Raw genomic sequence first — 25535 nt, 5'->3', positions numbered from 1 at the left:
ACCGGCCCGGTCTCAGGCGCGGGAGTCGGGACCGGTCTCAGGCGCGGAGCCGGGACCGGTCTTGGGGCGCGGAGACGGGACCGGCGCGCCCGACCGTCGTGATGTCCGTGCTCTCAGGGCTTCCTGGCCACCGCGCCGTACATGGCGATGTCCCGGCCGTCGACGCCGTCCTGCTCCGGCCCGGGGCGCCAGGTGTGCACCTGCCTGACCCCCGGCTCCTGGATCTCCAGCCCGTCGAAGAACGACGTGGCGGCGGGCAGATCGCGCAGGACGAAGGGCATGCCCTGCTCGCGGTACTCCTGCGCCACCCGGTTGACCTCCTCGGGCGCGAAGTCCGCCGTGCCGATGGTCATGGCCAGATAGCTGCCGGACGGCAGCGGGTCCAGCAGCCGCCTGACCAGCCGGTGATCGTCGGGCGGCAGGATGAAGTGCATGATGCCGATCACCATCAGCCCGACGGGCCGGTCCAGATCGATCAGCTCCTGGAACTCCTGGCTGTCGAGGATCGCGTCGGGGTCGTGCATGTCGGCGTCGACGTACGCGGTGGCGCCCTCGGGCGAACTCTGGAGCAGGGCACGCGCGTGGGCGAGCACGATGGGGTCGTTGTCCACGTAGACGACGTGGGACTCCGGGGCCACCTCCTGCACGACCTCGTGCAGGTTGGGCGAGGTCGGCAGCCCCGTACCGACGTCGAGGAACTGCCGGATGCCGCACTCCTCGGCGAGGAAACGCCCGGCGCGGTGCATGAAGCGGCGGTTCTCCATCATGTGGACGGGCAGGGCGGGCCAGTGGCGGCACATCGCGTCGCCCGCCTCGGCATCCACGGGGTAGTGGTCCTTGCCGCCCAGGATGTAGTCGTAGACGCGGGCGGAGTGCGCCCGGGAGGTGGCGAGTCCGCTCTGCCGGTCGGGGGAGGTGCTCATGCGGGGGCCTCTTTCGGTCAGGTACGGCTTGTTCGACGGTATGAACGCGGTGTCGGGTCCGCAAGCGAGGAGGCCGTACGGGACCGGGCCCCTTGGCCGGGCCGGGGTGTGGCCCCGTACAGCCGGCTACGGCTCCGAGCGGGCCTGCAGGGCGATGACGGCGATGTCGTCCCGCCGGTTGTGGACGGGCGGCAGGAGCTTGCGGATCAGGGTCGGCAGGGGCACCCCGGCCCGTACCAGCGCTTCGGTCCGTTCCCGCAACCGCTCAAGACTGTCACCGATGTCCGTCCCGGGGGTCTCCACCAGCCCGTCGGTGTAGAAGACCAGGGTGTCGCCCTCCCTGATGACGGTGTGGAGGTCGGTACGGGTCAGGGCGTCGGTGACGCAGAGGGGCGGGTCGGGGGCCGTGAGGTCGTGGAGGTAGCGGGGTGGTGCGTCATGCGGGATGAGCAGGGGTGGGGGGTGGCCGGCGTTGGAGAGGGTGACGCGCCAGAGGCGGGGGGCCTGGCGGCGGATGACGGCGTGCACCACGGTGACCATCGAGGGTCCGTCGAGTGCCTGGACGATGCGGTCGAGGCGGCTGAGGGTGGTCGCGGGGTTCGCGGTGGGGCCGCTGTCGTAGGCGAGTCCGCGCAGGAGGCTGTTGACGCGGCCCATGGCGGTGGCGGCGTCCAGGTCGTGGCCCGCGATGTCGCCGATGGACAGGGCGAGGGCGTCGGCGCAGAGGCGGACGGCGTCGTACCAGTCCCCGCCGATCTCGGCGGCCGAGTCCGCCGGGTGGTAGAGCGCCGTGATCGTCAGGCCGTCGACGGTCTGCGGAGGGGTGAGGAAGGACTGCTGCAGGGCGAGCGCCCGGTCCCGGATGCTCTGCAGCTCCATGGTCCGGCGCAGCGGCCCGCTCATCTGCTGGAAGACGTCCCGCAGCAGCTGCAGATCGGCCTCGTCCGGCGGCGGGTTCCCCCGGCAGGTCGTCGTGGTCGCCAGCGCCACGGCCCGGCCGTCCACCACGACGGGAAGCAGGGCGACGCTGGTCGCACGGGCCTTGCGGAGCCACCGGACGGCCGCGTCCGAGAGGCCGTCCTCGGGTGGTTCCCCGGGCGGGAAGGTCAGCAGCCGGGCCTCCTGGCTCTCGATGACCCGCCGGGAGGCCTCCCCCCACAGGATGTCGCCGTCCAGGGGTGCAGCGAGGGCAGCCCGGGGGCCAGACCCACACTCCCCGTCGGTGCCGGGACCGCCGCGCCCCCGGGCAGCCCGGTGCCCGGCCCGGGCTCGCCCCGTACGTGGAAGATGGCGACGGCGTCCGCCAGTTCGGGGACGACGGCGGCCGCGGTCGTCAGAAAGGCCTCGGACAGATTGTGCGCGGCCGGTACCGCCGCCATCCGGGCCAGCAGCTTCTCCCGCATCCGCAGGCGCCAGTGGTCCTCGGCGTCGCTGGCCGTGCCGACCCACTCCACGGCACCGCCCTCGTCCGGGACGGGCGCGGCGATGATCTTGATGTGGCGGAAGCGGTCGGGCGCGCTCCTGAGCCGCACCCGTACGACCGTGTCGAGCGGAGTCCGCTCCTGGGCCGCCCGGCGCCAGGCCCGCCCGAACCAGTCCCGGTCCTTGGGATGCAGGGCCTCCATCCACGAGGTCCCGCCATCGGGGTGCCAGAGCCTCTCCCTGATCCCGCTGCCCGCCAGAAGAGTGACGACCCCGTCGGCCGACAGCACCCAGACCGACTGCGGCACAGCCTCCATGAGCGCCGCGTAGTGCCGGAGGAGACGTTCCTGGTTCACCGGCCCCGCCTCCGGCGTCCACCCGACGACAGCACGGACCCGCCCGGAGACGGCACGGCCCCGGCCGGTGGCGGGGCGGCGGCTCCGTACGGGCTCGGAGCCGGGGCGCGGCCCACGGCGCGGGCATGACGGCCCAGGGGCCCGGCCGCGCCCGCCGGCACCCCCACGGAGCGGTGCCGGTTCGGCGCCGTACGGCACACCAGGGGTTCCTCGCCGCTCATGCCCCGATCATCTCCCGCATCCGGCACGACAGCACGCCCTGACCGGAGCCCCGCCCGCCCGACAGCTCCGGGGGCGCCCCGGACGCCGCACGTACGCGGGCGAGACCTGGACCACATCCGGACCCGGCGGGGATGCCACCGTCCGACTCCGTCGTTGACCCCGGTGGCGCGTGCCTCGCGCCGACGCAGTCGTCGAGGCTGTCGAAGCTCTCGAAGCCGATGAACAGGACCTGATGTGACCGACCTCGAAACCGGCCGCGCGGCCGCCGCCCTCTCCCGGCCCTTCACGGTCCGCGGACTCACCTCGCGCAACCGGATCGCCATGGCTCCCATGACCCGGCAGTTCTCCCCCGGCGGCGTGCCCGGCCGTGACGTGGCGGACTACTACACCCGGCGCGCCGCGGGCGGTGTCGGGCTGATCATCACCGAGGGCACCTACATCGACCACGACTCCGCCGGAACCAGCGACCGGGTCCCGCGCTTCCACGGCGAGGACGCGCTCACGGGCTGGGCCGGGGTCGTGGACGCCGTGCACGGGGCGGGCGGCGCGATCGTCCCGCAGCTCTGGCACGTGGGCGTCACCCGTACCGAGGGCGCGCCCCCGGTGGCGGACGCCGAACCGGTGGGCCCCTCGGGAATCTCGCTGACCGGTGAGCCCAAGGGACGCGCGATGACGCGGAAGGACCTCGACGACGTCATCGCCGCGTTCGCCGACGCGGCGGCCGCCGCCGAGCGCCTCGGCTTCGACGGCGTCGAACTCCACGGAGCCCACGGCTACTTGATCGACCAGTTCCTGTGGGCCGACAGCAACCGCCGTACCGACGCCTACGGCGGCGACCTCGTCGCCCGTACCCGGTTCGCGGCCGAGATCGTCGCGGCCTGCCGGGCCGCCGTCTCCGACTCCTTCCCCCTCTTCTTCCGCATGTCCCAGTGGAAGATGAACGCCTACGAGGCCAGGCTCGCGCAGAACCCCGCCGAACTGGACGCCCTGCTCACCCCGTTGGCCGAGGCGGGCGTCGACGTCTTCCACGCCTCCACTCGCCGCTACTGGCTCCCGGAGTTCGACGGTTCCGACCTGAACCTGGCCGGCTGGGTGAAGAAGATCAGCGGCAGGCCCACGGTCACGGTCGGCTCCATCGGCCTGGACGGTGACTTCTTCAGCGCCTTCGCGGGCAACGACTCCGGCGTCACCGGCATCGACCAGCTCCTGGACCGGCTGGAGCGCGACGAGTTCGACCTGGTCGCCGTCGGCCGCGCCCTGATCGCGGACCCCGAGTGGGCGGCCAAGACCCTGCGCAGCCGGACCGGGGACATCACGCCGTTCGGCGCGGAGATGCTGAAGACGCTGCGCTGAGCGGCGGTTGCGGGGACGGGACGGGACGGGGGAGGGGCGGGCTGAGGGATGCTCCCCGCCCCGCCCCGCCTCGGCAGCCGGCCGGTGAGGCTCGGCCGACCGCCGGTGACGTGCCCCCGCCCGTGGCGGGTCGTACCTCGGGTATTCATCGGCAGGCCACGGCCTCTTCCCTTCTGTTGGCTTCTCTTGGAGCATTCTGTTCGCTTCTGTTCCCCCACTCCAAGAGGCCCCCACGCATGACTGAGATGAATCGGCGCCGGTTTCTCCAGATAGCCGGTGCGACCGCGGGATTCAGTGCCCTGGCGGGCAGCATCGACCGGGCTGCCGCGATCCCCGCGCACCGGGCCAGCGGGACGATCCGGGATGTCGAGCACATCGTGGTCCTGATGCAGGAGAACCGTTCCTTCGACCACTACTTCGGGGCGATGAAGGGCGTCCGCGGGTTCGGTGATCCGCGGCCCGTGACGCTGCCGAGCGGGAAGTCCGTCTGGCACCAGGCGGATGCGGCGGGGAAGGTGACGCTGCCGTTCCACCCGACCGCCGACGACCTCGGGATGCAGTTCCTCCAAGGGCTCAACCACGACTGGCCGGGCGGCCACCGGGCGTACAACGGGGGGCGTTACGACCGGTGGGTGCCGGCCAAGACGCCGACGACCATGGCCTATCTGACCCGCGAGGACATCCCGTTCCACTACGCGCTCGCCGACCGCTTCACCATCTGCGACGCCTACCACTGCTCCTTCATCGGGGCCACCGACCCCAACCGCTACTACCTCTGGTCCGGTTACACCGGCAACGACGGAGCGGGCGGCGGACCCGTGCTCGGCAACGAGGAGCAGGGGTACGGCTGGGCGACGTACCCCGAGCGGCTGGAGGAGGCCGGGGTCTCCTGGAAGATCTACCAGGACATCGGGGACGGGCTGGACGCGGCCGGGCGCTGGGGGTGGATCGACGACGCCTACCGGGGCAACTACGGCTGCAACTCGCTGCTCTACTTCCACAACTACCGCAACGCCGAGCCCGGCGACCCGCTGTACGAGAAGGCGCGCACCGGCACCGACGTGAAGGCCGGCGGCGGCTACTTCGACGCCATCGCCGCCGACGTACAGTCCGGGAAGCTGCCGCAGATCTCCTGGGTCGCCGCCCCCGAGGCCTTCAGCGAGCACTCCAACTTCCCCTCCAACTACGGCGCCTGGTACATCGCGGGGCTGCTCGACGCCCTCACCTCCGACCCCGAGGTGTGGAGCCGTACCGCCCTGTTCATCACGTACGACGAGAACGACGGCTTCTTCGACCACGTCGTCCCGCCCTACCCGCCGTCCTCCGCCGCCCAGGGCCTCTCCACGGCCGACACCACCACGGAGATCTACCCGGGCGGACCCTCCTACGGACCTGGCCCCTACGGACTCGGCCCGCGCGTGCCGATGTTCGTCATCTCGCCGTGGAGCACCGGCGGTTACGTCTGCTCCGAGGTCTTCGACCACACCTCCGTGCTCCAGTTCATGGAGCAGCGCTTCGGTGTCCACGAGCCGAACATCTCATCCTGGCGGCGGGCGGTCTGCGGCGACCTCACCTCCGCCTTCGACTTCGGCCGGTCCGCGCCCGCCCCCGACGACCTGCCGGACACCTCCGCGTACGAGCCCCCGGACCGCGAGCGCCACCCGGGCTACCGGCCCACCCCGCCGGCCGGCGGCGCCATGCCCGCCCAGGAGCCCGGGAGCCGCCCGACCCGGCCGCTGCCGTACGAGCCGTACGTGGACGCGGCCGTGGAGCCGGAGAGCGGGAGGGTCGCGCTCACGTTCAGCCCGGGTACGGCGGCCGGGGCGCAGTTCTACGTCACCTCCGGCAACCGCACCGACGCCCCGTGGACCTACACCACGGGCGCGGGCCGCACCCTCACCGACCGCTGGAACTCCGCCTACTCCGGCGGCAGCCACGACCTGACCGTGCACGGCCCCAACGGCTTCCTGCGGACGTTCCGGAGCCCGGGCACCACCGCCGGGCCCGAGGCCACCGCGCGCCACATCGCCACCAGCGGCAACCTGGACCTCACGCTCACCAACCCCGGCGCCACCGACGCCGTACTGACCATCACCAACGCCTACGGGGGAGCGGCCCAGACCCTCACCGTACGGCCCGGGGCCATGGTCTCGCGCACGGTGGACCTGCGGGCGGGCAGGCGCTGGTACGACGTGTCCGTGACCCTCGAAGGGGAGCCGGGCTTCCTGCGGCGGTTCGCGGGCCATGTGGAGACGGGGGCCGCCGGGGTCAGCGATCCCGCGATCGTCACGGGCTGAAACGAGGGAGGAGCCGGGCGGGACAGCGGGAGGAGCCGGGCGGGGGCAGCGGGACTGTGCGGTCCCGCCCGGCTCGTCGGAGGCGGTGTGCGGTCCTGCCCGGCTCCGTGACGGTGGTGCCTGGTTGCGCCCGGCTCCCTGAGGTCGTGCGCTGCTGCTCAGGCCGCTCCGCCGTTGGTCGCGCCCGTGGCCGGCGCGGCCTTCTTGATGCCCTTGGTGATCTCGTCCAGGACGGACAGCTTCGGCGCGTCCTTGTTGACGTCGAACCCGGACCGGACCACCACGAGCATGTCCTTGGAGGCGGGGGAGGGGAACACCAGCGATTCCACGTAACCGTCGTCGCCCTTCTCCGTCACCACCTTCCAGCGCACCGCGTACCCCTTCTGGCCCGCCACGGTGACCTCGGCGGACTTGATCTCCTCGTGCGAGGTGATCTTCCCGTAGGCGTCCCCGCCGTAGGACTCCTCGGCGTTGACGGCGATGTCCTTCTTGGCCGCCTCCTCCGGGGATCCGGCCGTGAGCTTGAAGGCCGCCGCGGGGGCCGAGAAGATCCCGCCGCGTACGCATGTCTTGGCCGAGCCGCCGGGGCAGGGGTGCTCGCCCGTCGTCAGCCCGGCGCCGACCGCGGCCGACCTGCCCTTCCACCCCTGGGGCACCGGCATGCTGATCCCGGCGGCCAGGTCCGTGGCGTAACCCGGCTCAGTCGGCGGGAGCTGGCCGTCCGGGCCCTGGGGGCCGCCGCCGTCCTCGTCGCCGTCCTTGTTCCCGCCGTCGTCGCCACCGTTCCCGCCACCGTTGTCACCGCCGTCGGGTGCGCCGGGGCCTCCCGGAGCGGACGGGGTGGCGGACGGTGAGGCGGCCGCGATGCCCTGCCGGTCACCGTCCCGCTCGCCCAGCAGGTACATCCCGCCCCCGATCGCGGCGAGCACCACCGCACCGACGGTCACGCCGACGCCGATACGGAGGCCGCGGCGGCGGACCGCGGCGGGCGACGGGCGGACATGGCCGGTCCACTGCACCCCGTCCCACCAGCGTTCCTGATCGGGGCCTTTTCCTGAATGCCCGGGGTCTGGGTGCCAGCCGGGCGGGGTCATCTCGGTCACGGGTGCACTTTATTCGGGTCGGGTGAGAATCGTATGAACCGACCGCCGGTGAGACCGGGTCGGCCGCGGTGCGACCGGAACCGACTGCGGTACGGCGCTCTGTGCATCTGGGGGCGCGGTGGCCCTCACGGTTCGATCAGGCCCGCGCGGATCGCGTACCGGGTGAGTTCCAGACGGTCGCGCAGCCCGAGCTTCTGGAGCAGGTTGGCACGGTGCCGCTCCACGGTCTTGACGCTGATGACCAACAGCTCGGCGATCTCCTTGGAGGAGTGCCCCTCCGCGACCAGTTTGAGGATCTCCTCCTCGCGTTCGGTGATCGCCCGCGCCGGAAGCTCCTCGCCGTCCTTGGCCCGGTCGAGGAAGTTGCGGATGAGCGCCGTGACCGCGCCCGGGTAGAGGAACGGCTCGTCGCGCATCGCCGCCCGGCAGGCCTCCACCAGATCCCGGTCCGCGACCGACTTGAGGACGTACCCGGCCGCTCCCGCCTTCAACGCCTCGAAGAAGTACTGCTCGTTGTCGTACATCGTCAGCATCAGGATGCGCAGGCCGGGCAGGACCCGGGACAGCTCGCGCGCCGCCTGCAGACCCGTCAGCCGGGGCATCGCGATGTCCAGGATGGCCAGATCCGGCCGTTCGGCACGGGCCCTCTCGATGGCCTCGGCGCCGTCGCCCGCCTCGGCCACGACCGTGAGGTCCGGCTCGCCGTCGAGGATCAGCCGGACTCCCCGGCGTACCAGGGCGTGATCGTCCGCCAGCAGGATCCGGGTCGGAGCCGCGGGGCGGGCGGAGGCGGCCGGGGAGGAGAGGGGCATGATCAGCGGCTTCCGTTCCGTACGGGCACATCGAGACGTACTTCGGTACCGCCCTGCGGCCCCGGGCCGAGGAACAGCTCGGCCCCGATCAGCAGGGCACGCTCGCGCATCCCGCGCAGCCCCGCACCCTCGGGGGCGTCCCCGAGCCCCCGCCCGTCGTCGCAGATGAGCAGCTCCACCCCGCAGGGACTGCGGAGCAGGGAGAGTTCGAGCCGCGACCCACCGGCATGGCGGACGGTGTTGGTGAGCGCCTCCTGCGCGATCCGGTAGATGACCAGCTCGGCCTCGGCGTCCAGCTCCGGCAGATCCTTGCCCATCTGCCGGCGGATCGTCAGCCCGTCGGGCGTCGGCGTCTCGGTGGAGAGCGCCGTGAGCGCGCTGACCAGGCCCAGTTCCTCCAGCACCCCGGGGCGCAGCCTGCGGGCGATCCGGCGGATCTCGCCCAGGGAGCCGCGGGTGATCTCCTGGACCTGCCGCAGCTCCTCGCGGAGGGGCTCGGGGGCCTGGTCGGCCACCCGCTTCAGCTCCAGGAGAACCGCGGTGAGGGTCTGGCCGACCTCGTCGTGCAGCTCCTGGGCCACCCGGCGGCGCTCGGCCTCCTGCGCGGAGAGAGCACGGGCGCTGCTCGTGGCGCGCTCGGCCTCCAGCCGGTCGAGCATCGTGTTGAACGTCTCGATCAGGGCGGCGATCTCGCCGTGCCCGGCCACCTCGGGGCGCGGGCTCGGGCGCAGCAGGTCCGTCGTGGTCATCGCCCGGGTGACCCGCTGGAGAGGGAAGAGGCCCAGCCGGAGCAGGGCCGCGTTGGCGGCGAGCATGAAGGCGATCCCGCCGGTCAGGATCATCGCCTCGGTCAGCAGGACCGGCGTCGAGATGGTGATCGGGCCGAGCAGCAGCAGGGCGCCCGCGGCGACGAGCACAGCGGCGTTGAGCAGGAAGATCCGCCAGAACAGGGACAAGGGAGCACGGCCTCCATCGGGCGTTGGCGGGGGCGGGGCGGGCGGGCGAGGCTGGATGCCGACGTTGACGGGGGTGTCGACAGCTTCCACTATCGTCGCTGCGCGCGGGAAACCGCCGTCACCCGGGTGGCCGCCGATCCGCCGATCCGCCGACGGCACGGGCGTAGGGGCGCTCCCGCATCTGCATGGTGCACACCCCCGGATATGGGTGCTGCCCCTGATGGCCCTTCCCCACCTCCTCTCCGATCATGAACTCAGGGCCCGAGGGCCCTGCCCGTGCCGCAGCGCGGGGCCGGCGCTGCTGGAGGGGCCGAGAGGCCTCCGTACCGGGAGGGAGCCACCATGCCCACGTACGACGAGAAGCTGCGAGCCCTCGAGGAGCAGTTCCACCGCGACGACCCCGGTTTCGCCACCGCCATGGCCGACGGGACCCCGCGCAGCCCCCGCGAGTACCGCCGCCGCAACGCCTGGCTCTGCATGGCCTTCGGTCTCACCGCCCTGGGCATGGGGATCGGCATCGGCCACGGCCTCCTGATCGCCACCGGGCTGGTGGTGTCGGGAGCGGCCGCCCACCTCTTCGACCCGCAGCGCGGCCGCCGGCACGGCAAGAACATCCCGAACACCCCCGGGAACCCACGGACCGACTGACACGCGGCGCCCGCACCGCCGCACCCCCGGCCCCTCCGCAAGGGCCGGCCGAAGCCCCGACCGCCGAACCGGTCGGGGCTTTCGCGTGCTCAGGGCAACCTCCTGGCGAAGCCGGCACCCACCGACGACAATCCCACCGGCTAGAACCCGTCATCGGCACTCCGGCATAGGGAATCGCGCCCGCCATAGGAATCGCGCGGGCGGGAATCCACCATCGGGCGATCGCGCGGTCGAGAATCCCCCTAGCGTGATCCCTAGTGTGACCCCCAGCGAGAACCCCCTCACCGGGAAAGGCCCCATGCGCATCGGACTCTTCGCCACCTGCCTGGGCGACACACTCTTCCCCGACGCGGTGCGCGCCACCGCCGTCCTGCTCGCCCGCCTGGGGCACGAGGTGGTGTTCCCGCCCGGGCAGACCTGCTGCGGGCAGATGCACATCAACACCGGCTACCAGCGCGAGCCCGTCCCCCTGGTCCGTGACTTCGCCGAACAGTTCGGTGACGCCTCCATCGAGGCGGTCGTCATGCCGTCGGGCTCGTGCGCCGGTTCGGTCCGCCACCAGCACGCGACCGTCGCGGACCGCTACGGGGACGCCGCCCTGCGCGCCGGAGTGGCCACCGTCGCGGCGAAGACGTACGAACTCTCCGAACTCCTCGTCGACGTCCTCGGCGTCGGCGCCTACTTCCCGCACCGGGTGACGTACCACCCGACCTGCCACTCCCTGCGGATGCTCCGCGTCGGGGACCGCCCGCTCCGGCTGCTGCGGGCCGTGGACTCCATCGACCTCGTCGAGCTGCCCGGCGCCGACTCCTGCTGCGGGTTCGGCGGCACGTTCGCGCTGAAGAACGCCGGGACCTCCACCGCGATGCTCCACGACAAGCTGGCCGGTATCGCCACCACCGGGGCCGAGGTCTGTACCGCCGGTGACTCCTCCTGCCTGATGCACATCGGCGGCGGGCTCTCCCGCATCCGCTCCGGGACCCGCACCCTCCACCTCGCCCGGATCCTCGCCGCCACCCGCGCCACGCCCGACGCCCTGACGGAGGCCACCGCCGTATGAGCACGTTCCTCGGCATGCCCGCCCGGCCGCCCCGCTCCCCGTACGGCACCGGCAACCTGCGCGGCGACGAGCCCTTTCCCCGCGCCGCGCACCAGGAGCTGGGCAACGCGCAACTACGCCGCAATCTCGGCCGGGCCACCACCACGATCCGCGCCAAACGCCTGAACGCCACCGGCGAACTCCCCGACTGGGAGGCCCTGCGCGAGGCCGGATCCGCCATCAAGACCGACGCGCTGAACCGGCTGCCCGAACTCCTCGAACAACTGGAGCGCAAGGTCACCGAGCACGGCGGCACCGTCCACTGGGCGCGCGACGGCGCCGAGGCGAACGAGATCGTCACCCGGCTGGTCAGGGCCACCGGCAGCGGCGAGGTCATCAAGGTCAAGTCGATGGCCACCCAGGAGATCGGCCTCAACGAGCACCTGGAGGCGGCCGGCATCACCCCGTACGAGACCGACCTCGCCGAACTCATCGTGCAGCTCGCCCACGACAGGCCGTCCCACATCCTCGTCCCCGCCATCCACCGCAACCGGGACGAGATCCGGCAGATCTTCCTGGATCGCATCCCCGGCGTCGACCCGGAGCTGGACAACGTTCCCGCCCACCTCGCGGCAGCCGCCCGCGCCTATCTGCGCGAGAAGTTCATGACGGCGAAGGTCGCCGTCTCCGGCGCCAACTTCGGCGTCGCGGAGACCGGCACCCTCGCCGTCGTCGAGTCCGAGGGCAACGGCCGCATGTGCCTCACCCTCCCCGAGACGCTGATCACCGTGATGGGCATCGAGAAGGTCCTGCCGCGCTACCGGGACCTGGAGGTCTTCCTCCAACTGCTGCCACGCTCCTCCACGGGCGAACGCATGAACCCCTACACCTCGTTGTGGACCGGAGTGACCCCCGGCGACGGGCCGCAGGACTTCCATCTGGTGCTGCTCGACAACGGCCGTACGGCAGCCCTCGCGGACACCGTCGGACGCGCCGCGCTCAACTGCATCCGGTGCTCGGCCTGTCTCAACGTCTGCCCGGTCTACGAACGGACCGGCGGCCACGCCTACGGTTCGACCTACCCCGGCCCGATCGGCGCCGTCCTCACCCCGCAGCTCGCCGGGATGGACGCCGCCGCCGACGACCCCAACAGCTCGCTGCCGTACGCCTCCAGCCTCTGCGGAGCCTGCTTCGACGCCTGCCCGGTGAAGATCGACATCCCCTCGCTGCTGGTCGAGCTGCGCCATCAGCACACCGAACAGACCGGCACCACGGCCGAGAAGCTCGCGATGAAGGCGGCCGCCGCCGTGATGAAGCGGCCCACGCTGTACGCGGGTGCGCAGAAGGCGGCCGGACTCGGCCGTGCCCTCGCCGGCCGCGACGGGACGATCTCCCGGCTGCCCCCTCCCTTCGGCGGCTGGAGCGACAGCCGCGACACCGCCGCCCCGCCCCGGCAGACCTTCCGCGCCTGGTACGCCTCAGCCGAGGGCCGCGCCACGCTCCGGGCAGCCGCTGACGAACACGACCGGGGCCCCGACGAGCACACCCCGGATCAAGGAGAGGGCGGTATGAGGAGAAGAGACGGCGAACACGCCCCGGGCCAGGGAGAGGGCGGTACGGAGTGACCAGCGCACGCGACACCGTGCTCGGGCGGGTGCGGGACGCCCTGGCCCTGGCCCCGACGCCCGCCACCGCCGTACCGCGCGGCTACCGCACCGGCCGGACCCTCCCCGACGGCGAACGCCTCGCCCTCTTCACCGACCGGCTCGTCGACTACAAGGCCGAGGTCCACCCCTGCACCGCCGACCGCACCGCGCAGGTCGTCGCCGGTGTACTGCGCGACCACGGCGCCCGCCGGATCGGTGTGCCCGCCGGGCTGGATCCGCGCTGGCTCGACGCGTACGACGGTGAGGTCCGCCCGGACACGGCGGACATCCCCGCGCGGCAACTGGACGCCCTGGACGCCGTGGTGACCGCCTCGGCCGCGGGCTGCGCCGAGACGGGCACGATCTTCCTGGACGGTTCCTCCGGCCAGGGGCGCCGGGCCCTCTCCCTCGTCCCCGATCTGCACCTCTGCGTCGTCGACCTCTCCGCCGTCGCGGCCGGGGTGCCGGAGGCGGTGGCCCGGCTGGTGCCCGAGCGGCCGACGACGCTGATCAGCGGGCCGTCCGCCACCTCCGACATCGAGCTGGAACGGGTGGAGGGCGTGCACGGCCCCCGCAGGCTGGTGGTGGTGATCCGTACGGACAGATGACACCGCTGAGCTCCTGGCCATGCGTGGTCCACCGCCACCGAACCCCGGCCGAGGGCGATCCGCTTCCTGGCTACGCGTGGTCCACGACCACCGAACCCGTCCCCAGGACGATCCGCGTCCCCGTACCGTCCTCCGCCCAGTCGACCCGGACCTCGACCGTGCCGCCGTCCGGGCCGGGCCGTACGTCCACCGCTTCCACGACCGGCTCCAGCGGCCCGGCCTCCGGATCCGCCGTGAGCGACGCGAGGGCCACCAGGACCACCGTCCCCGAGGCGTCGGCGGTCAGCCGGGGGAGCACCGCCCAGCGGGTGAACGCCGTGCCCTGCGGGGCCCGTACGTCCTCCGGCCCCGCCGCCGCCCAGCCGTGGAGCCCGTACAGCCGGGAGCGGACCGGGCTACCGGGCTCGGTCGCCCAGCCGGTCAGCTCGGCCCGTGCGCCGTCGGGCGCCCCCAGGACCCGGTGGACGCGCAGCTCGTGGCGGCCCCGGGCCACCGTCACGCTCTCCACCCGGAGGCCGGGGACGGTGGCGGGGCCCTCCGGGAACACGGGGATGTGCCAGGACCCGGCCCAGCCCCAGCCCTCGCCGTGTCCGGCCCCGAGCGGACGGATACGGCGCCGGGTGCTGCGTACCCCCTCGACCACCACCGACAGGTGGTTGTCCGCCGGGTTCGCCGCCGAGGTCGGCCCGGTCACGGTGGAGTAGGCGAGCCGGGCGTAGTGCGGGTCCGTACCGGCCGCCGACTCGCCCTCGTCCGGGCGGACATGGTCGCTGCCGTGGTTGTGCAGCCGTACGACTCCGTCGGCGCGCGTCGACTGCACCAGGAACCCCGGTGCCCGTACGGACAGCACCCGGTCCGGGCCCTCGCTCGGAGCCGCCTCCTCCACCGACGTCCACAGGGGATGCCCGGCGGGGGCCAGCAGCGCGACGAACGCCTTCGACGCCCAGTAGGGCGACGCGGGACCGGAATAGGACTGCAGGGTCGCCGGGTGGGGGCCGTGCCAGCCGAGGCTCAGCAGCCCGTCCTCCGTGGCCGCCCCGCGCTCCAGGAAGTACCGCAGCGATCCGTTGACCAGCCGACGCGAGACCCCGGGGGCGAGCGGGGTGCGCCCGGTCACCGCGCCCAGCCCCACCGCCGCGGCCGCCGCGAACCGGTAGGTCAGCGAGCGCCCGAAGTGCAGCGGGGCCCCGTCGCCGCCGAACATCAGCGAGAAGCTCTCCAGATGTTCACGCAGCCGCGCCCCGTGGCGCGCGGACTCCTCTCCGTCGCCCGCGAGATGGGCATCCAGCACCGGATACAGGTGCAGCGCCCAGCCGTTGTAGTGGTCGAAGGCGCGCCCGTCCCCGTCGGCGTACCAGCCGTCGCCCCGGTACCAGCCCTCCAGCAGCTCCAGCGCCCTCTCCCGCGCGCGGGCCGTCTCCGCGTCGCCCCGCCCCACCGACTCCAGGAAACCGGCGACCGTGTACGGGAAGAGGTACCAGTTGTTGCCTGCCGGAAGGTGCCTCAGCGCGCCCCGCAGCCACTGCTCGGCCCGGTCCTGGACCCCGGGCTCCAGCCGGTCCCAGAGCCAGGGCCGGGTCAGCCGCAGCCCGAGCGCGACGGAGGCCGACTCCACCATGGGCTGCCCCTGCACATGGTGGTCCAGGACGACCGGCCAGGACTCCGCGTCCTCCCGCCCCGGCGCACGGGTCCCGGCCGCCAGACCTCGCGCGTAGCGATCCAGCCATTCGTGCGGGTCCTTCCCCCCGTCCCCGGCGACCCGGAAGGCGGCCGCGAGGAAGGTCCGCGCGTACCCTTCCAGCCCGTCGGAGCGCACCCCGGAGCCGGACGGTGGCCCCGGCAGGTCGAGCAGCGCCCCGCCGGGGGTGGCCCACCGCCAGGCGGCGCGCAGCAGCCCGTCGGCGGCGGCCTCCCAGTGCGCTCTGGTGTACCCGGTGTACGGGCTCGACGCCCGGTCCTCCGGGGGAAGTTCGAAGGGGAGCGGGCGGGAGCGGAAGGTCGTCATGCGGGAAGGCCGGGCCCTTCGTGGTGAACCGGTGGACCGGTGGACACGGAAGCCGGCCTGGGCGTGGATACGGTCGCGGTCGGCACAGGGAAGCCTGATCGAGTGATCGCAAACGGTCAAGAGATTAATCGGAATCCACCAGAAATGATCAAACGATCACATCGCCCGGAAGAAGCCCCGCCCCTGCCCATCAGGCCCCGCCCCTCCTTGCCAGGGCCCGCCCTTCCTGATCAGAGCCCGGCCCTCCTCATCGGGGCCCGCCCCGGCACTCAGGGAAGCAGCAGCCAGTCCGCCCCGACCGCCGCCACCAGACCGGCCCCGAGCAGCCAGCTGCCCAGCCGGGTGCGGCCGTTCCGGCTCAGCTCGATCACCACACCGCACAGGATGAGCGCGAGCCCGTACACCCCCACGACCAGCACCGACGACCGGCTCGCGATCCGCAGGGCGAGGACCACGCCCATGGCGATCATGCCGACGGAGGAGAGGACGATCCGCAGCCGCCGCGCCTGACGCGGGGTCAGTCTCCGCTCGCCGTCGCCGTCGTCGCCCCCGTCCCAGTCGTCGCCTTCGGTCTCTGCGCCGTCGGCGACAGCTGCGTCGACAGGCGTGTCCGTACCCGCGTCGGCGGCATCGGTACGGGTATCGCTCGCGGTGTCCTCGGCGGCCTGCGCCGTCGTGCCCTCGGCTATCGGGGTGTCGGTGCCCCGGTCCCGTCCCTCGCTCTGGGTCCGGACCCGGTCCTGGTCAGAAGTGCTCATGGGGCCGGATCGTAACGGCTGCGCGACGGCCCCGTTCCCAGACCACCGAGTTCCGCCACCGCCCCGCTTCGAGCCTGCGGGCCACCTACCCCAGGAGTCGCGGAGCCTCGACCTCCGCATCGACCGGACGCCCCGCCTCCACCCGGTCGGCCAACTCGTGCGCCCAGTCGACCAGTCCGCCGCCCCGGATCCCGTACGGCCACGCCTCGCCGTACGAGGAGAGCGCGCCGGCGCCCCGGCGCAGCAGCCGCGCGCCGCCCGCCCGGTTGCCACGCGCCCCATGGGTCAGTCCCACGGCCAGCTGTGCGAGCCCCCGCCACAGCTCGCGTTCGGCCCGCGGCCCCGACTTCCAGGCGTCCTCGAACACCTCGTGGGCATGGAACGGCATCCCCGCGTCCAGCAGCCGCTGCGCCTCCCGGAGCGTCTCGTCCGGCGTACGGACGACGCCCTCGGGCTGCCGCTCGACCCCGGGGCTTCCGTACGGCAGGGGGCGCCCCAGCCCATCCCGGGGGCGCGCGTTGCGCGCCCGGCCCTCGGTGTCACGGTCCCTGTGCGTCTCGTCCACTACTCGATTGTGCCTCGTACCTGCAGGGAATCGGCCGAACCCTGTCGGTGAGCACCCGCGCACGACTAGGCTCGACCGTCGTCACTGCATGCCATTTGGGGAAGGGTGGGCATGAAGCCGTCCCGGCCGTTGTACGAACGTGAACCGGAACTCGCCGCTGCCGCGAGGGCGGTGGACGATCTGTGCGGAGCACAGGCCGTCGGCGGGCTCCTGGTCTTCAGCGGGGAGGCGGGGCTCGGCAAGACCGCCCTGCTCGCGGAGATCCGGGCGATGGCCGCCGACCGCTGCACGATCTGGTCCGCCCGGGGCGGCGAGACCGTCACGTCCGTGCCGTTCCACGTCGTACGGCAGTTGCTGCAGCCCGCACTCGACCAGTTCCCGTCCGACGAGACCCGGGCGCTCTTCGGTGACTGGTACGACACCACGGCACCCGCTCTCGGGCTGGCCGAGCCCAGCGGCCCGCAGCCCGACCCGCAAGGTGTCCGTGACGGCCTCGACTTCGTCGTCGCCCGGCTCGCCTCGCGCCTCAGCCACCGGCCCTTACTGCTTCTGGTGGACGACGCCCACTGGGCGGACGGCGAATCCCTCACCTGGCTCTCCTCGTTCACGGCCCGGCTCGGTGAACTGCCGCTCCTCGTCGTCCAGGCGTACCGGCCGCAGGAGATGGCCGAGCGCAACGCGAGTTACGTCGCCGACCGTGCGGCCGAGCGCGACGCGGACGGCGACAGCAACGTCACCCGGGTCGCCCTGCGGGCGCTGACCCCGGACGCCACCGCCGAACTGGCCCGCGCGGCCCTGGGCGAGCACGCCGACGACCCGTTCTGCCGCGAGGTGTGGGCGGTCACCGGTGGCAACCCGTACGAGGCGGTCGAGCTGGTCGCCAAGGTCCAGGACCAGGAGCTGGCGCCGGTCGAGGAGTCGGCCGGGCAGCTGCGGGAGCTGGGTGCCTCCGCCCGGGGCAGCGGGCTCGTCGCCCGACTGGAGCGGCTGGGCACCAACGCCAACCGGTTCGCCTGGGCCGCCGCCGTGCTCGGCACTGACATCTCCCAGGAGCTGGCCGCCACCCTCGCCGGGATGAGTTCGGCGGAGGCAGCCGACTGCACGGCCCGGCTGCGCGACGCCCGTATCGTCAGCGGCTTCGACCCGCTCGAGTTCGTCCACCCGCTGATCGCGACCGCCGTCTACCGCTCCATCCCGCCCGCCACCCGCACCGCGATGCACGGCCGCGCCGCCTGGGCCATCACCCGGGCCGGCCTCGGCGCCGCGGCGGCCTCCCGCCACCTGCTGGAGGTCCACCCCGACGACGACCAGGAACTGGTCGCCCAGCTCCGCGAAGCCGCCGGCCAGCACCTCGCCGTCGGCGCCCCGGAAGCGGCCAGGCGCTGTCTGGAGCGGGCCCTGGAGGAGCCGCCCCGCCCGAAGGACCGCGCGGTCCTGCTGTACGAACTGGGCTGCGCCACCCTGCTCAGCTCCCCGCCCACCACCGTCCAGCACCTGCGCGCGGCCCTGGACATGCCCGGCCTCGACGACGGCCTGCGGGTCGACGCCACGTTCCGGCTCGCCGCAGCGCTCGCCCACAACAACCAGCTCAAGGACGCCGCGCTCGCCCTGGCCGCCGAAGCGGCCCGTACGGCACCGGGCCCCGGCCTGATGCGACTGCAGGCCGCGCACTTCATGTGGGAGGGCATGCAGGCCACCGAGGACGACGGTCCGGCCCGCTCCCGCCGCCTCACCCGCAACGCCGACCACCTCAAGGGCCGCGACAACGCCGAGCGGGCGCTGCTCACCCTGCGGGCCTTCGACGCCATGCTGCGCGGCGAGAACGCCCAGCTCATCGTCGACCTCTGCGAACGCGCCCTGGTCGACGGCAGCCCGGCCCGCGGCCTCGGCTGGACCGACTCCGAGTGGGGCTTCGAATTCCCCACCATGGTCGGTATCACCTACACCTTCATCGACCAGCTGGACCGGGCCGAGAGCCTCTTCGGCGAAGCCGTGCGCGCCTTCGAGATCTCCGGCTGGAGCGGGGCGCACCTGGCGTTCGCGCACACCCTGCTCGGCATGGTGCACCGCCGTCGCGGCCGTCTCGCGGAGGCCGAGGGCTTCCTGCGCGAAGGGCTCCGCCTGGCCGACCGTGTCGGCTCCGGCCTGCCCGTCCACTGGGACGCGGCGTGCCTGCTCATCGACACACTGCTGGCCCGGGGCCGTACGGCGGAGGCCCGCAAGATCGCCGACCGCTACCGCTTCGGCCCGCCCCACCCCAGCGCCATGGTGCTGCCGGACGGCCCGTGCATCCTGGGCCGCCTGCTGCTGGCCGAGGGCCGCAAGGAGGAGGCGATCGCGGAACTCGAAGCGGCGGGTGCCGCCCTGGAGTCGCGCGAGCGGTTCAACGGCATCTGGGCACCCTGGGCGGGCGACCTCGCCCGCGCCCTGGCCGACGACGACCCCGGGCGCGCCGCCCACCTCGCCGCCCGGGCCCGCGTGCACGCCGAACGGTTCGGTACGGACACCGCCATCGGTGAAGCCCTGCGCTGCATGGCCCTCTTCGCGCCGCCGGAGGAGGCCGAGCGGCTCCTCGCGGAGGCCGTCCGCCACCTGGAGAGGTCCTCCTCCGCCTACGAACACGCACTGGCGCGCGTCGACTACGGCATCGCGATCGGCTCCCACCGGGAACTGGCCCGGGCCCAGAAGCAGGCCATGGCCTGCGGCGCCGAGGGACTGGCGGCCCGTGCCCAGCAGGCACGGACGTCGATCCGGTCCTCGGAGTGAGGTAATGTTTGTCCTGCGAGGCCGCCCGGACCACCGGGAGGAACCGCAGCGGGACGTGGCGCAGCTTGGTAGCGCACTTGACTGGGGGTCAAGGGGTCGCAGGTTCAAATCCTGTCGTCCCGACTGGAGACAGTCGTAGATCAGGGCCGGTTTCGGAGCAATCCGAGACCGGCCCTTGATCATTTTTGGGGACCAGTTGGGGACCAGCTGGAGGTCCGGCGTCCTTGACCGGGTCAGCGGGTCATGACGATGGGGCCCGGCAGTGAGCGTGGTGCGCGCAGCGCGCTGAAGTGGGCCGAGAGCGCCGTCCCGGCGGCCGTGATCTTGTGGACGTCCGGGTGGAGGTAGCGCTGGGTGGTGGTCAGTGAGCCGTGGTCGGCGATCCTGCGGAGGACGTGTACTTGGACCCCGGCGTCGGCGAACCAGGTGAGCGCGGTGTGCCGGAGGTCGTGGCGGCGCAGATGTTCGTAGCCGAGCTTGGTGACCACGGTGTCCCAGTGTGTGGCGTCGCGCAGGACGGCTGTGGAGATGCGTCCGCCTCGTGGGCCGGTGAACAGGCGGGCGTTCGGATTGGGGCCGGCGGACAGGATGCGCTGGGCGACGAGGGGGCGGATTTCCTCGACGATGGGAACCTTGCGGGCCCGCTTGCCCTTGGTGACCTTGTCGGTCAGCCCGCAAGGGGCGGGCGTGGTCTGGCGGCGCACGGTCCAGATCCACTGGGTGGTGTCGATGTCTCCGACGCGGCAGCCGGAGATCTCGCCGATCCGTGCGGCGGTGCACGCGGCGAAGATGACCACGTCTCCCCAGCCGCGGTACCCGTCGTGGGAGGCGGCCACGAGCGCGTCGGCCGGTGCGAGGAGTGTTTCCCAGTCGGGCAGGGCGAGCGCGCGCGGGTCGAGAAGTTCGTCCTCGGCCTGCTTGTAGAGCTTCTGCCAGCCGGTCACCCGGGCGGGGTTCACCTTGATGATGCCGTCGCGCACCGCCTGCTCCATGACGCGGACCAGGACGGCGATGGTGTTCTTGACCGTTGAGCGGCTGAGCTCGTCGGCGATCCAGTTCTGCACGGTGCGGTCGACAGCACCGTTGGTGATCATCCGGACCGCGAGGTGGCCCAATGCGGGCACGACGCGCATCCGCCAGCCGGCGAGATAGGGGTCGAGAGTCTTCAACTCCAGCCCTCGCAAAGCGAGGTCCATGTTCGCATTGCCGTACTCGGCGAGCTTCATGGTGGCGAGCGACGGGGACAGCCCTGCTTCAGCCGCTTCGATGATGGACTGGAGCCACTCCTGCGCTTCGTCCTCGTCCGCCTTCCCCTCCGACAGGGACAGCCGCCGCTTCGTAGCCGGGTCGAACCAGCGGACCCGCGCTCGGTAAGGGTTGGGACGATCAGGCCGGTACTCGATGTCGGTCGTGAGCCGGACGCCGACCGGCACAACGGCCTTCTCGCCCATCATGCGTTCCGGTGCGGGACGGTCCGGCGGCGACGCAGCCATTCCTCAACGTCGATCGCGCTATACATGACGACGCGTTCCGAAACCGCAATGAACGGGGGCCCTGGGGCGGCCGGGCGGTGCGCCAACGGCGCAGAGTCGAGGTCTCTACACGCAAGCAACTGAACTTGAACTCGTGATGTCGGTCGGCTCGTGGTGGCGGCGTCAGGTGCTGGCCCGCCACCGCGCCGCCCGCATGCGCTTGGGGTGATCACCGTCCCGCCAGGGAGCGTGCCGCCTTGGATGAGGCAGAGCCCGAGGACCGTCCGCGTGTCGCGTTCCGAAACCGCCAGATGTTGCCGGCTCGGGTTCAGGACGGTGGCTGCAGCCAGCGCCGCGCCGCAACCGGATTCACCTCGATGTCATCGCTCCATGAGCAGACCTCGAGCCACGAGAGGTAGCCGCCTCGCGCGAAGACCAGGACCTCGCCGGGGCACTCGCCGGATTCGGTGAGCAGCTGTGCGTCGGCAGCCACGACGGTGCCGGGGCCCGTTGGCGCGGGCTCCACGGCGTCGGCGTCGAGTTCGAAGTAGGTAGTGCCGCAGCCGCACTTGCAACGGGACTGCGCCCTGAGTTGGGGCACCTGCCGTCGGAGGGCGTCGTGGGCGGGCTCGTCCGGGTTCAGGACGTGGTCGAGCACGTCGACTACGTCCTCGGGCAGGCTGTCGGTCATGCCGTCACCGTAGCTGACCAGCGGCTTTGGGCTTCGATCAATTTCGGGTCCGTCTACCCGGCGCTCACAGGTCCAGGGGCAGGTCGGTGCCGGCGAGGCAGCCGTCGATGACCTCCGGTCGGTACTGCAACATCTTCAGCTTGCGCTTCACGGCGCGGGTGACCTGGCCGAGGTCGGCCGCGGCGAGGTTGCCGATGTCACGCTTGACCAGCGACCAGACGCCCTCGGTCGGGTTGAGGTCCGGAGCATAGGTGGGCAGCTGGAACACGGTGAGCCATTCGGCGTTCGCGTCGATGAATTCGCGCATGCCGGCCGTCAGGTAGAGGCGGACGTTGTCCCAGACGAGCACGATCGGTCCGCCGAGCTGGATGCGGGCACGGACGATCAGGTCGCGGAAGTCGCGCCAGCCGAAGCCCTTCGGCTCGTCCTTACGGCCCCGGTACGCGCGGATCGCGTAGATCAACCTGGACCGCTCGCCCGGTTTGTAGCAGGCCATGCCCGCCATCGACACCCGCCCCGAGCCCCGGCCCCTCACCCTCACGACCGGGGTCCGACCGATCCGGCCCCAGGCCCTGGCACGCGGCGGAGTCATCGACTGCCCGGCTTCGTCCTCGAAGACGATCCAGGCCCCGCGCTCCGCCGCGGTGCTCTTACCCGCGGCCAGGTCTCCTTCTTCCACACCTCGACCGCGTCGTCCTCGCGCTCGATCGCCCGTCGAGTGGGCTGCTGCCAGCTCCAGCCGCGCCGCTTCAACAGCCGCCAGGTGCCCTCCACCGTGTACGAGACATGGAACAGCCGGCCGATCAGCGTCTTGATCCGCGCCAGCGTCCACCGCTGGTCCGCCCAGCCGTGGGCGAGCGTGCCACGCTCCAACTCCCGTCCCAGCCTGGCGATCTGGTCTGGTCCGAGCCTTGGGCGGCCTGGTGATCCCTTCGACTGGACGCCGACCTCTCCCTGCTCGCGCCAGGCACGGCGCCACCGCTCTGCCGACCGCTCGCTCACCCGCAGCGCGGCAGCGATCTCCTGGTTCTTCTTCCCGCCCTCGAAGCATTCCACGGCCTGCAGCCGGATCCGCTCCCGCGCGGCCCTCTCGGCGTCGGTCAGCCCGCCGCCCTGCGCGTACCTCACAGCCACAGGGCTACCGGTGCCGACACCCAACTGTCAGGCGAACAGCACCGACATCACCCAATCAAGTTCAGTAGCGGCCCCGGCCCACCGGGTTCGACTCCCGCAAACCCTCCTCCATGAGGAAGTCGTAGAACAAGCGGACCGGCACCAGGCGCTGCTGGATCGTGGCGTTCGCCAGCCCGGTGCCCGAGTCGATCGCCACCACGTTCGCACCCCGACGGTGCGGCCGCGACGTACACTCACGCACGAACAGGGCCACGTGCGCGCGGTTCGCGGTGACCGGGTAGACATCCTCCCGCTTGCACATCACCAGGTACTCGGCCAGCCCGCGGGCATAGGCTTCGATCGTGCGGGGCGCACGTCCGAGATCGATCCAGATCTTCAGCCAGGTCGCCGCCTGCTCATGCCTGCCCATCACCGGCCACTTCTCCATCAGCACCGCCGTGCCGCTCAACACATCTCCCAAGTCTGTGGTTGCACCGGAGTGACATGATCACCCCGGCTGATTCCACGTAACTTTTAAGATGCTGAAACGCCAGATGTTCGGCCGGGCCAGTCTCGATCTCCTTCGCGAACGCGTCCTGCTCGCGCGATGAGCCCGGACCGCCGGATCACAAGATCGTCGACAGAACCCGGATCTTCACGTGGATCGCGTCGATGAAGACCACCGGATAGACCGGGTTGAGCGGCCGGTTCCGCCACTCGGCCATGCCGTCCATGACCTTGTCGGTGATCGTGGAGATCGTCTGCCGGGAGAACTCGGCGCCATAGACCTCGGCCAGGTGGGCCTGGACCTCGCCGGTCGTGAGCCCCTTCGCTGACAGCGAGACGACCATCTCGTCCACGCCGGACAGGCGCTTCTGCCGCTTCTTGACGATCTTCGGCTCGAAGGATCCATCGCGGTCGCGGGGCACGGATATCTCGACCGGGCCCGACATCGGTCAGGACGGTCTTCGCGCGGGTGCCGTTACGGCTGTTGCCGCCGTTCTTCCCGGCCGGGTCGTGCTTGTCATAGCCGAGGTGGTCAATGGTCTCGTCCTCCAGGGCGGACTCCAGCAGCCGCTTCGTCAGCTGCTGCAGCAGCCCGCCCTCGACGGTCAGCTGCAGGCCCTCGGCCTGAGCGCGGGATACCAGCTCGTCGATCAGCCGGTCGTCCACCGCCTTCGACGGCGCCACCTCAGCCGGCTCGACGGTCTCGGCCTCGGTCACATTCTCACTGGTCATCGGTGCATCTTCCTTGATCGGGAGTTACACCGAACGATGTACAGTCCCCCATTCGGCGGACACCGCCGCGCCGTCGCATCCGCACCGTGCCACCGTGGGGCAGGGCGTGCCGTCCGGAGCGTCTCGTGTCCCGGAGCGGAGCAATGGCAGACCTTCAGCACCTCCCGTACGCGGATTCCGCCGCCTTCGGAGAACCCGACGACCCGCCTCCCGCCCAGGCACCCACCCCCGCCGCGTTCGACCTGGAGCGCGCCCGTGTGCTGCTGGCCGCCCAGCTGGTGGTGGACGGCCACAACACCCTGGGCCAGCAGCTGGACCACACCCACTGGCAGGACCTGATGTACGGGTCCGTCCTGCTGGACACCGGTATCCCGCGCATCCAGGCCGACGGGGTCGGCGCCCAGTTCTGGTCCCTGCACACCGGCCCGGACGCCACCGTGACAGCGCGGTCAGTGCCACCCTGGACCGGATCGACGCCGTCTCCACCCTGATCGCCTCCTGCCCGGAGGTGCTGCGCCTGGTCACCGGCGCCGACGGGATGGCCGAGGCGCGGGACAGCGGCCGGATCGCCTCGCTCCTCGGCCCGGTCGCCGCGGCCGCGCTCGCCGACTCGCTGGGCACCCTGCGCGCGTACCACGCCCTCGGCGTCCGCAGCGTCACCGTGGCCGGCGCCCACTGGACGGCCACCGGGCTGACCCCGTTCGGTGAGTCCGTCATCCGCGAGATGAAGCGCCTCGGTGTCCTGGTCGACATCTCCGGCGCCGCCTAGGAGACCATGGACCGCGTCCTGGCCGTCACCAGCGCCCCGGTGATCCTCTCCCGCTCCGCCGCGCGAGTGCTCACCGACCACCCGGACAACGTCTGCGACGACATCCTGCGCCGGCTGCGCACCAACCGGGGCGTCTGCATGGTCAGTTTCGCCCCCGACCAGGTGTGCCACGACGACCAGCCGGCCTCCCTCTGGGACGTCGCCGACCATGTCGAGCACGTCCGCAGCCTGGCCGGCCCCGAGTCCGTCGGCCTGGCCGGCTCCTAAGGCACCGCCGTAGGAGCCCCGCACACCATCGGTCTGGAGGACGCCTCCTGCTACCCCAACCTCATCGCGGAGCTGCTGCACCGCGACTGGTCGGAGGCCGATATCGCGGCACTGACCTGGGGGAACGCGGCACGGGTGGTACGGGAGGCCAAGGCCCCGTAGCCCACCCGCGTACGGAGAGGGCCGCACCCTCGGATCCCTCCGGGCGGTGCGGCCCTCGGCCTCTGCCGCCTAACCCTCCGCGGCCTCCCGGATGGAGCGGGCGATGGCCCGGTCACTGTCCAGGGCACTCATCCGGACGGGGTCGCGCTCGTCGTCCAGGACGACGGCGCGGATCACCGTGCCCACGGCCGCCTCCTGGTCACCGTCCGGCCAGTTCGGGTCCTTGGCGTTGTCGATCAGCCCGGCGGTGCCGTCCGGGAGCACCACGTCCAGCCCCCAGGGGCGTACGGAGAGGACGCGGATCTCGTACTCCTGGTGGAGTGTCAAGGGCATGTCGCTCAGT

20 protein-coding genes, 1 tRNA gene and 3 pseudogenes are annotated in these 25535 nt (G+C 72.1%); 10 read left to right on the top strand and 14 right to left on the bottom strand.

From position 1 onward, the window contains the following. Nucleotides 1-113: 113 nt before the first annotated feature. Together DJ476_RS02465 and DJ476_RS02460 are read right to left on the bottom strand one after the other, a co-directional pair. Nucleotides 114-923: an SAM-dependent methyltransferase gene (locus tag DJ476_RS02465; RefSeq protein WP_103417275.1), complete on the bottom strand. Its 810-nt coding sequence runs from the start codon at nucleotides 921-923 to the stop codon at nucleotides 114-116. 126 nt (nucleotides 924-1049) lie between these two features. Further along, nucleotides 1050-2701: pseudogene (locus DJ476_RS02460) on the bottom strand (SpoIIE family protein phosphatase). 456 nt (nucleotides 2702-3157) lie between these two features. On the opposite strand from DJ476_RS02460, the gene DJ476_RS02455 reads away from it, so the two are divergent. Both DJ476_RS02455 and DJ476_RS02450 read left to right on the top strand, forming a co-directional pair. Continuing rightward, nucleotides 3158-4276 (top strand): NADH:flavin oxidoreductase, encoded by a 1119-nt coding sequence (locus DJ476_RS02455; RefSeq protein WP_112489699.1) that lies wholly within the window; start codon nucleotides 3158-3160, stop codon nucleotides 4274-4276. A gap of 236 nt (nucleotides 4277-4512) precedes the next feature. Further along, nucleotides 4513-6573, top strand: a complete 2061-nt coding sequence (locus DJ476_RS02450) for a phosphocholine-specific phospholipase C (RefSeq protein WP_112489698.1) — start codon at nucleotides 4513-4515, stop codon at nucleotides 6571-6573. A 158-nt stretch (nucleotides 6574-6731) separates the two neighbouring features. On the opposite strand, the gene DJ476_RS02445 is transcribed toward DJ476_RS02450, so the two are convergent. From DJ476_RS02445 to DJ476_RS02435, 3 genes are all read right to left on the bottom strand, one after another. Further along, nucleotides 6732-7667 (bottom strand): DUF2510 domain-containing protein, encoded by a 936-nt coding sequence (locus DJ476_RS02445; RefSeq protein ID WP_103417307.1) that lies wholly within the window; start codon nucleotides 7665-7667, stop codon nucleotides 6732-6734. Nucleotides 7668-7801: 134 nt separating this feature from the next. Beyond that, complete coding sequence (locus DJ476_RS02440; RefSeq protein WP_103417279.1) at nucleotides 7802-8488, bottom strand: response regulator; 687 nt, start codon at nucleotides 8486-8488, stop codon at nucleotides 7802-7804. Nucleotides 8489-8490: 2 nt separating this feature from the next. Beyond that, the gene (locus DJ476_RS02435) at nucleotides 8491-9444 is read right to left on the bottom strand and encodes a HAMP domain-containing sensor histidine kinase (RefSeq protein WP_103417280.1); all 954 of its coding nucleotides are present in this window, start codon (nucleotides 9442-9444) and stop codon (nucleotides 8491-8493) included. Between the two features lie 342 nt (nucleotides 9445-9786). On the opposite strand from DJ476_RS02435, the gene DJ476_RS02430 reads away from it, so the two are divergent. The 4 genes from DJ476_RS02430 (at nucleotide 9787) to DJ476_RS02415 (ending at nucleotide 13385) form a co-directional block, all read left to right on the top strand. Beyond that, nucleotides 9787-10092 carry a DUF3040 domain-containing protein gene (locus tag DJ476_RS02430; RefSeq protein WP_103417281.1) on the top strand — a complete coding sequence of 102 codons (306 nt, stop codon included), beginning with the start codon at nucleotides 9787-9789 and terminating at the stop codon, nucleotides 10090-10092. Nucleotides 10093-10390: 298 nt separating this feature from the next. Further along, the gene (locus tag DJ476_RS02425) at nucleotides 10391-11152 is read left to right on the top strand and encodes a (Fe-S)-binding protein (RefSeq protein ID WP_112489697.1); all 762 of its coding nucleotides are present in this window, start codon (nucleotides 10391-10393) and stop codon (nucleotides 11150-11152) included. Next, nucleotides 11149-12756: a lactate utilization protein B gene (locus DJ476_RS02420; protein ID WP_112489696.1), complete on the top strand. Its 1608-nt coding sequence runs from the start codon at nucleotides 11149-11151 to the stop codon at nucleotides 12754-12756. Before DJ476_RS02425 ends, DJ476_RS02420 begins: the two co-directional genes overlap by 4 nt. Continuing rightward, the gene (locus DJ476_RS02415) at nucleotides 12753-13385 is read left to right on the top strand and encodes a LutC/YkgG family protein (protein WP_112489695.1); all 633 of its coding nucleotides are present in this window, start codon (nucleotides 12753-12755) and stop codon (nucleotides 13383-13385) included. The genes DJ476_RS02420 and DJ476_RS02415 overlap by 4 nt, the downstream gene beginning before the upstream one ends. Before the next feature lie 70 nt (nucleotides 13386-13455). Here DJ476_RS02415 and DJ476_RS02410 read toward each other — a convergent pair whose 3' ends face one another. The 3 genes from DJ476_RS02410 to DJ476_RS02400 all read right to left on the bottom strand — a co-directional run bounded on the left by DJ476_RS02410 (nucleotide 13456) and on the right by DJ476_RS02400 (nucleotide 16713). After that, complete coding sequence (locus DJ476_RS02410) at nucleotides 13456-15390, bottom strand: DUF2264 domain-containing protein (protein ID WP_112489694.1); 1935 nt, start codon at nucleotides 15388-15390, stop codon at nucleotides 13456-13458. Nucleotides 15391-15659: 269 nt separating this feature from the next. Beyond that, the gene (locus tag DJ476_RS02405) at nucleotides 15660-16148 is read right to left on the bottom strand and encodes a hypothetical protein (protein ID WP_112489693.1); all 489 of its coding nucleotides are present in this window, start codon (nucleotides 16146-16148) and stop codon (nucleotides 15660-15662) included. A gap of 85 nt (nucleotides 16149-16233) precedes the next feature. Next, the gene (locus DJ476_RS02400; RefSeq protein WP_070202000.1) at nucleotides 16234-16713 is read right to left on the bottom strand and encodes a DUF309 domain-containing protein; all 480 of its coding nucleotides are present in this window, start codon (nucleotides 16711-16713) and stop codon (nucleotides 16234-16236) included. A 111-nt stretch (nucleotides 16714-16824) separates the two neighbouring features. On the opposite strand from DJ476_RS02400, the gene DJ476_RS02395 reads away from it, so the two are divergent. After that, complete coding sequence (locus DJ476_RS02395) at nucleotides 16825-19479, top strand: ATP-binding protein (RefSeq protein ID WP_112489692.1); 2655 nt, start codon at nucleotides 16825-16827, stop codon at nucleotides 19477-19479. Nucleotides 19480-19528: 49 nt separating this feature from the next. Further along, nucleotides 19529-19602 (top strand) — tRNA-Pro (locus DJ476_RS02390). 110 nt (nucleotides 19603-19712) lie between these two features. On the opposite strand, the gene DJ476_RS02385 is transcribed toward DJ476_RS02390, so the two are convergent. From DJ476_RS02385 to DJ476_RS35085, 5 genes and pseudogenes are all read right to left on the bottom strand, one after another. Beyond that, nucleotides 19713-20930, bottom strand: coding sequence for a tyrosine-type recombinase/integrase (locus tag DJ476_RS02385; RefSeq protein ID WP_112489691.1), 1218 nt, complete (start codon nucleotides 20928-20930; stop codon nucleotides 19713-19715). A gap of 349 nt (nucleotides 20931-21279) precedes the next feature. Then, nucleotides 21280-21642 (bottom strand): hypothetical protein, encoded by a 363-nt coding sequence (locus tag DJ476_RS02375; RefSeq protein ID WP_103417288.1) that lies wholly within the window; start codon nucleotides 21640-21642, stop codon nucleotides 21280-21282. A gap of 64 nt (nucleotides 21643-21706) precedes the next feature. Next, nucleotides 21707-22770 (bottom strand): IS630 family transposase gene (locus DJ476_RS36230; protein WP_456339955.1). Its coding sequence is split into 2 segments (ribosomal slippage): nucleotides 21707-22314 and nucleotides 22314-22770, totalling 1065 coding nucleotides; the frame shifts between segments, so codons are not numbered across the junction. A 67-nt stretch (nucleotides 22771-22837) separates the two neighbouring features. Next, nucleotides 22838-23224, bottom strand: a complete 387-nt coding sequence (locus DJ476_RS02360; RefSeq protein WP_318294309.1) for a site-specific integrase — start codon at nucleotides 23222-23224, stop codon at nucleotides 22838-22840. 178 nt (nucleotides 23225-23402) lie between these two features. Then, nucleotides 23403-23994: pseudogene (locus DJ476_RS35085) on the bottom strand (transposase); the annotation flags it as partial. A 143-nt stretch (nucleotides 23995-24137) separates the two neighbouring features. On the opposite strand from DJ476_RS35085, the gene DJ476_RS35320 reads away from it, so the two are divergent. Both DJ476_RS35320 and DJ476_RS35315 read left to right on the top strand, forming a co-directional pair. Further along, the gene (locus DJ476_RS35320) at nucleotides 24138-24485 is read left to right on the top strand and encodes a hypothetical protein (RefSeq protein WP_318294918.1); all 348 of its coding nucleotides are present in this window, start codon (nucleotides 24138-24140) and stop codon (nucleotides 24483-24485) included. After that, nucleotides 24401-25192, top strand: a pseudogene (locus tag DJ476_RS35315) (membrane dipeptidase). The gene DJ476_RS35320 and the pseudogene DJ476_RS35315 overlap by 85 nt, the downstream one beginning before the upstream one ends. A 69-nt stretch (nucleotides 25193-25261) precedes the next feature. Here DJ476_RS35315 and DJ476_RS02335 read toward each other — a convergent pair. After that, nucleotides 25262-25525: a hypothetical protein gene (locus tag DJ476_RS02335; RefSeq protein WP_103417291.1), complete on the bottom strand. Its 264-nt coding sequence runs from the start codon at nucleotides 25523-25525 to the stop codon at nucleotides 25262-25264. Between the last annotated feature and the right edge of the window lie 10 nt (nucleotides 25526-25535).

The organism is Streptomyces bacillaris, assembly GCF_003268675.1.
In the GTDB taxonomy this organism is placed as follows: Bacteria; Actinomycetota; Actinomycetes; order Streptomycetales; family Streptomycetaceae; genus Streptomyces; species Streptomyces bacillaris.
The sequence above is the reverse complement of the archived record's forward strand: the minus strand, read 5'-3'. Positions and strand labels throughout refer to the sequence as shown.